The sequence below is a fragment of the Rhizobacter terrae genome (genome assembly GCF_003852895.1).
GTDB classification, from domain to species: Bacteria; Pseudomonadota; Gammaproteobacteria; order Burkholderiales; family Burkholderiaceae_C; genus Albitalea; species Albitalea terrae.
The window spans coordinates 1-1,527 of the sequence record NZ_QUSW01000024.1; the positions used below are offsets into that span (position 1 = coordinate 1).

2 protein-coding genes are annotated in these 1,527 nt (G+C 57.2%); both read left to right on the forward strand.

The genetic code is table 11. The annotated features are described in order from the left end of the window. Nucleotides 1-284: 284 nt before the first annotated feature. Nucleotides 285-701, forward strand: coding sequence for a hypothetical protein (locus DZC73_RS29505; protein ID WP_124543980.1), 417 nt, complete (start codon nucleotides 285-287; stop codon nucleotides 699-701). Between the two features lie 90 nt (nucleotides 702-791). Beyond that, entirely contained in the window at nucleotides 792-1,340 is a 549-nt protein-coding gene (locus DZC73_RS29510) for a hypothetical protein (RefSeq protein ID WP_124543981.1), read from the forward strand. Nucleotides 1,341-1,527: the final 187 nt, after the last annotated feature.

The window sequence follows — 1,527 nt, forward strand, 5'->3', positions numbered from 1 at the left end:
CAGCTACATCACGTTCTACAACCAGCAGCGACTTCACTCGTCGCTGCGATACCTCCCTCCGGCTGCCTTTGAACAGCGGCAGGGCCTGCAAGCATGTGTCAACTAAAGCGGTGCAAGTTCCCGATTTCCAGCGGGCGGCGCCCGCTTCCAACTGCCGCTCATGTCAAACGTTAAGCGTCACCGGCAAGAGTGCTCGTCGTCGAACTCTCATCAGTTCTACGGACGTATACGATCCCATACTCATTGCATGATTCTGGCTAGACCATTTCAGGAGGGATTGCGTGATGAAGAAGCTAATCGCCATTGTCTCGCTGGAGCTAGCGACGCTGAACGCATGGGCTGTGCCGGAGATTCCGGATACTCGCATAAGCGACATTGCCATCACGACCGTCATCAACGGCCAAGTCGCGATCGTCTTCAACCCAATTTACTGCCAGCAACTTGGCCCCCTGGTATGCAACTTCTTCCGAGCACACGAATACGGCCACGTGAACCTGGGACATCCGATTCGTGCTACGCATCCTCAGCAAGCCGAGTTTGAAGCCGATTGTTGGGCTGCCAGAAACGCGCCGCTGATTCAAGTTCAGGCTGCGTATCAACACTTCATGGCCAACGGGTTCATGGGGGACTGGTCGCACGGTACAGGCGTCCAGCGTGCTCAGCGTGTCGCGGCTTGTGCTCAGGGGCGCTCCGGTTGGTGACGCCTAACCCCCTCCATCGAGCGGACGTCCCAAAGCGGGCTTCGCCCACTTTGCGCCGCTGCTCCTGTCAAACGTTAGGCCCCGAAGAAGATGCCTCTCCAGCACGATCTCGCTCATCGCTACATGCTCAAGTCCGCGATCGAACAACTGCTCGGGCGTGACGCATGGTATGAGCTGAAGGAAACAACGTCGCTCAGTCCATGGCGCAAACACGTTCTGAAATTAATCAAGGCAATTCGCGTGAGCATTCGAGAGTCCGTTCAGGTGCGCGATGCAACATGGATGAGCGAAGTCACAGAGAACCTTGTTCGAGGTGAGCAGGCCGCGAGGAAGAGCAAAGACATCGACGAATTGCTCTCCTGCTTCACCGCCACGCTCCTGCGACAAGTTTTCCTCCAGATCGGCATGCTTCCCGATAGAACGACTTCACCAACAGTGTCCTTAAGCAAAGAGAACTGGCGACTCAATCGCCAGCGCAGCGTTCAGTACGTGCAGTCGATGGAGCAACTTGAGGCGGTGTTTTGGTCCGAACAGCAAAGCCGCATTGGCTTCGAAAAGCAGATGGAGCTTCACAATGAGCACCGCTGGAGCAAGAGTGAACTCCCGTACTCCGAGTGGTGCCGTGCCCGCGAGGCCTAACCCTTCCATAGAGCGGACGGTTTCCAGCGGGCTGCGCCCGCCTCCAACCGCCGCTCATGTCAAACGTTAGGCCGCATAGCCTGCGTACTGCATGAACTCGCGCTTTCGCTTCTCGTATGAGCCCGATTGGCGCATCGCGCCACTTGCGTTCTGGGTGCACGTCCCAAAGGCGGATGCGCCACTTGAA